Source organism: Streptomyces sp. NPDC059853, from assembly GCF_042731495.1.
Lineage (GTDB): Bacteria > Actinomycetota > Actinomycetes > Streptomycetales > Streptomycetaceae > Streptomyces.
This window is the reverse complement of the sequence record NZ_JBHWJL010000346.1, coordinates 1-5,011: the sequence shown is the minus strand read 5'-3', so window position 1 is coordinate 5,011 and position 5,011 is coordinate 1. Positions and strand designations below refer to the sequence as shown.

Here is a 5,011-nt window from a genome sequence, read left to right as displayed (position 1 = left end):
TGGCGCTCGCGCGGGCCCGCGGCCCCCGGGGGCGCCCCCCCGGCCCCGCACAAGGGTGTGCCCGGCGGCACCCCGCGCCGCCGGCCACCACCCGGTGGGTCACACCGGTATCACTCGCCGGAGAGGACCGCCCGGGCCGCCGTGCGGGCTTCCTCGGCCGACTCGGCGGCGCGGGCGGCCGCCGCCGCGCGCTCGCACTGGGCCAGGGTGTGCTCGGCCAGGGCGGAGCGGACGTAGGGGATCGCCGACGCGCTCATCGACAGGCTGGTCACGCCCAGACCGGTCAGTACGCACGCCAGCAGCGGGTCCGCCGCCGCCTCGCCGCACACCCCGCAGCTCTTGCCCTCGGCCTTGGCCGCCTCGGCGGACAGCGCCACCAGATCGAGCAGGGCGGGCTGCCACGGGTCCTGGAGCCGGGAGACGGCGCCGACCTGCCGGTCGGCGGCGAACGTGTACTGCGCCAGGTCGTTGGTGCCCAGCGACAGGAACTCCACCTCCTGGAGCACCGAGCGCGCCCGCAGCGCGGCGGAGGGGATCTCCACCATCGCGCCGAACTTCGCCCGCAGCCCCGCCGCCCGGCAGGCGTCCGCGAATGCCTTCGCGTCCGCCCGGTCGGCCACCATCGGGGCCATGACCTCCAGATACACCGGCAGCCCCTCGGCCGCCGCGGCCAGCGCCTTGAGCTGGGTGTCCAGCACCTCGGGGTGGTCGAGCAGCGTGCGCAGCCCGCGCACGCCCAGCGCCGGGTTGGGCTCCTCGCCCGGGGTGAGGAACGCCAGCGGCTTGTCCGCGCCCGCGTCCAGCACCCGCACCACCACCCGGCCCTCCGGGAACGCCTCCAGCACCTGGCGGTAGGTCGCGGTCTGGGTCTCCAGCGACGGCGCGCGCTCGCTGTCGTCCAGGAAGAGGAACTCGGTACGGAACAGGCCCACGCCCTCCGCGCCCGCCTCCACGGCCGCGGCGACGTCCGCCGGTCCGCCGATGTTGGCCAGCAGCGGCACCTTGTGACCGTCCGCGGTGGCCCCGGGCCCGGCCGACGCCGCCACCGCGGCCCGCCGCTCCTCCGCCACCCGCGCCAGTGCCGCCCGCTGCTCACCGCTGGGGTTCACGGTCACCTCACCGGTGCTGCCGTCCACCGCCACCACGGTGCCCTCGGTCAGCTCGCCGACCCCCGGCAGCGCCACCACGGCCGGCACCCCGAGCGCCCGGGCCAGGATCGCGCTGTGGCTGGTCGGGCCGCCCTCCTCGGTGACGAAGCCGAGCACCAGCGCCGGATCGAGCAGCGCGGTGTCCGCCGGTGCGAGATCCCGCGCGACCAGCACGAACGGCTCGTCGGAGTCCGGCACCCCGGGCATCGGCACGCCCAGCAGCCGGGCCACGATGCGGTTGCGGACGTCGTCGAGGTCGGCGACCCGGCCGGCCAGGTAGTCACCCGCCGCCGCCAGCAGTTCCCGGTAGGCGCCGAACGCGTCGTACACCGCGCGCTCGGCCGTGCTGCCGCCGGCCACCCGGCGGGCCACGTCCGCCATCAGCTCCGGGTCCTGGGCCATCAGCGCCTGCGCCTCCAGGACGGCCTGCGCCTCGCCCCCGGCGAGCTGGCCGCGTGCGAGGAGATCGGCCGCCACCGCGTCCACCGCCTGCCGGGCCCGCGCCGTGACGCGCTCGGTGTCCTGCCCCGGCACCTGCTCGGCCGACGGCTCCAGCACCGCGGTGCCCATGTGCCGCACCTCACCGATCGCCACGCCATGACTGACGCCGACTCCCTGCAGCATTTTCTCCATCACACCTGTCTCCGTCAGTTCCAGCCGAAAAGCGGGTCACCGGCCCGGACCTCGATGTCCGCGGCGACGTCGGACAGGGCGTCGGCGCCCGCCTGCAGCGCCACCACCGGGCACATCGGGGACTTCCCCGCCGCCACCACCGCGGCCGGGTCCCACCGCACCACCGGGTCACCCCGGCGCACCGTGTCGCCCTTGTTGGCCAGCGGTTCGAAACCCTGTCCGTCCAGTTGCACCGTATCGACACCCAGATGGGTGAGTACGCCCCGTCCCCGGTCGTCGACCACCACATAGGCGTTCGGGCTCAGCGAGACGAGGATGCCGTCGACCGGAGCCACCGCCGTACAGGGCCGCAGCGGCGGATCCACGGCCACGCCGGGGCCGACCACGGCCTCGGCGAACGCCGGATCCGGCACCTCGGCGAGAGGGATGGCCCGCCCGGCCACAGGAGATGTCACAGTGGTCATGAAGGGCCTCTCAATGGGCTGAAACAGTCAGTGTCCATCACTTTTCGGACGGCACACCCGATAAAAGCGTAAGTCATGGGATCCGCAGCCCCCTGTCCGGCGGTCGCCCCGCGCACCGTGCGTCCCATCCGGCCCGGTAAGGTCGAGGCGCACATCGGCCGGAACTGGCATGAACAACAGGAGGCTTCCGGGTGGACGTCCAGGAGACGGACATGCAGACCGACCGGGTCTTCACCATCCCGAACATTCTGAGCATGGCCCGGCTGGTCGGGGTGCCCCTGTTCCTGTGGCTGGTTCTCTCCCCGGTCTTCGACGGCCCCAACAGGGACGGCTGGGCCCTGCTGGTCCTCGTCTTCAGCGGCGTGAGCGACTACCTCGACGGCAAGCTCGCCCGGCGCTGGAACCAGGTCTCCCCGCTCGGCCGCATCCTCGACCCCGCCGCCGACCGCCTCTACATCCTCTCCACCCTCGTCGGCCTCACCTGGCGCGACATCCTGCCCTGGTGGGTCACCGCCCTGCTGCTGGCGCGGGAGGCCATGATGGCCGTCACCGTCGTCCTGCTGGACCGCCGCGGCTACGCCCCGCCCCAGGTCAACTACCTGGGCAAGGCCGCCACCCTCAATCTCATGTACGGCTTCCCTCTGCTCCTGCTCAGCGACGGCAGCGGCACCCTCGCCTCACTGGCCGCCATTTTCGGATGGGCGTTCGTCGGCTGGGGTACAGCGCTCTACTGGTGGGCAGGAGTCCTGTACGTGGTCCAGGTCCGCCGAATCCTCAAGGCGGATGCCACGGCCGACTGAGCCCGCCCTGGCAGTGTCGCAGGGGCCTGGCGCCCGCACGTGCCGCTAATTTCCGGGGAGCCACCCCGGGCCCGGGCCCCTCCAGACGGGCGCGGTCGGCATGACTGCTGTCTCCCCAAGGAGGACACTTCCGATATGAAGGCCGTCGTAATGGCTGGTGGCGAGGGCACCCGGCTTCGCCCCATGACCGCGAGCATGCCCAAGCCACTGCTGCCGGTGGCGAACCGTCCGATCATGGAACACGTGCTCCGGCTGCTGAAGCGCCACGGACTCAACGAGACCGTGGTCACCGTGCAATTCCTCGCTTCTCTGGTGAAGAACTACTTCGGCGACGGTGAGGAACTGGGGATGGACCTCACCTACGCCAACGAGGAGAAGCCCCTGGGTACGGCCGGAAGTGTGAAGAACGCCGAGGAAGCCCTCAAGGACGACTCCTTTCTGGTGATCTCCGGGGACGCCCTCACCGACTTCGACCTCACCGACCTCATCGCCTACCACCGCGAACGCGGGGCCCTGGTCACCGTCTGTCTCACGCGGGTGCCCAACCCGCTCGAATTCGGCATCACCATCCTCAAGGAGGACGGCCGCGTCGAACGCTTCCTGGAGAAGCCCACCTGGGGCCAGGTGTTCTCCGACACGGTCAACACCGGCATCTACGTCATGGAGCCGGAGGTCTTCGACTACGTCGAGCCCGATGTGCCGGTCGACTGGTCCGGCGACGTCTTCCCCCGGCTGATGAAGGAAGGCCGGCCCATCTACGGCTACGTCGCCGAGGGCTACTGGGAGGACGTCGGCACCCACGAGAGCTACGTCAAGGCCCAGGCCGACGTGCTGGAGGGCAAGGTCGACGTCGACATCGACGGCTTCGAGATCTCGCCCGGCGTCTGGGTCGCCGAGGGCGCCGAGGTGCACCCCGACGCCAAGCTGCGCGGACCGCTCTACATCGGCGACTACGCCAAGATCGAGGCCGGGGCCGAAGTGCGCGAGCACACCGTCATCGGCTCCAACGTCGTCGTCAAGGCCGACGCCTTCCTCCACAAGGCGGTGGTCCACGACAACGTCTACCTCGGCCCGCAGACCAATCTGCGCGGCTGCGTCGTCGGCAAGAACACCGACATCATGCGCGCCGCCCGCATCGAGGACGGCGCCGTCATCGGCGACGAGTGCCTGGTCGGCGAGGAATCCATCATCCAGGGCAACGTCCGCGTCTACCCCTTCAAGACCATCGAGGCCGGCGCCTTCGTCAACACCTCGGTCATCTGGGAGTCGCGCGGCCAGGCCCACCTCTTCGGCGCCCGCGGCGTCTCCGGCATCCTCAACGTCGAGATCACCCCGGAACTCGCCGTCCGCCTCGCCAGCGCCTACGCCACCACCCTCAAGAAGGGCTCCACCGTCACCACGGCCCGCGACCACTCCCGGGGCGCCCGCGCCCTCAAACGCGCCGTGATCTCCGCCCTCCAGGCCAGCGCCATCGACGTCCGCGACCTGGAGAACGTCCCGCTGCCCGTCGCCCGCCAGCAGACGGCGCGCGGCAGCGCGGGCGGCGTCATGATCCGCACCACCCCGGGGGTCCCCGACTCCCTCGACATCATGTTCTTCGACGAACGCGGCGCCGACCTCTCCCAGGCCGGACAGCGCAAACTCGACCGCGTCTACGCCCGCCAGGAGTACCGCCGCGCCTTCCCCGGCGAGATCGGCGACCTGCGCTTCCCCGCCAGCGTCTTCGACGGCTACACCGGCGCCGTCATCCGGGCCGTCGACACCACCGGCGTCGCCGAATCCGGCCTCAAGATCGTCGTGGACGCCGCGAACGGCAGCGCCGGCCTGGTCCTGCCCAGCCTGCTCGGCCGGCTCGGCGTCGACTCCCTGGTCATCAACCCCGGCCAGGACGAGTCCCGCCCCACCGAGACCCCCGAGACCCGCCGCCCCGGCCAGGAGCGGCTGGGCGAGATGGTATACAACACCC

Annotated in this window: 4 protein-coding genes; 2 read left to right on the top strand and 2 right to left on the bottom strand. The window is 71.7% G+C overall.

Annotated elements, in window-relative coordinates:
* Positions 1–110: 110 nt before the first annotated feature.
* Entirely contained in the window at positions 111–1,781 is a 1,671-nt protein-coding gene (gene ptsP / locus ACFV5N_RS24560) for a phosphoenolpyruvate--protein phosphotransferase (RefSeq protein WP_385603785.1), read from the bottom strand.
* 14 nt (positions 1,782–1,795) lie between these two features.
* Positions 1,796–2,245, bottom strand: a complete 450-nt coding sequence (locus ACFV5N_RS24555) for a PTS glucose transporter subunit IIA (protein ID WP_385603782.1) — start codon at positions 2,243–2,245, stop codon at positions 1,796–1,798.
* 191 nt (positions 2,246–2,436) lie between these two features.
* On the opposite strand from ACFV5N_RS24555, the gene ACFV5N_RS24550 reads away from it, so the two are divergent.
* Together ACFV5N_RS24550 and ACFV5N_RS24545 are read left to right on the top strand one after the other, a co-directional pair.
* Positions 2,437–3,045, top strand: coding sequence for a CDP-alcohol phosphatidyltransferase family protein (locus tag ACFV5N_RS24550; RefSeq protein WP_385603780.1), 609 nt, complete (start codon positions 2,437–2,439; stop codon positions 3,043–3,045).
* Between the two features lie 135 nt (positions 3,046–3,180).
* Positions 3,181–5,011: sugar phosphate nucleotidyltransferase (locus tag ACFV5N_RS24545; protein ID WP_385603777.1), on the top strand; the 1,831-nt coding region annotated here is incomplete at its 3' end.

Bases quoted from the DNA above. Each gene is read 5' to 3' on its own strand.
- ptsP (WP_385603785.1), bottom strand. From the start codon at position 1,781: ATGGAGAAAATGCTGCAGGGAGTCGGCGTCAGTCATGGCGTGGCGATC.
- ACFV5N_RS24555 (WP_385603782.1), bottom strand. From the start codon at position 2,245: ATGACCACTGTGACATCTCCTGTGGCCGGGCGGGCCATCCCTCTCGCC.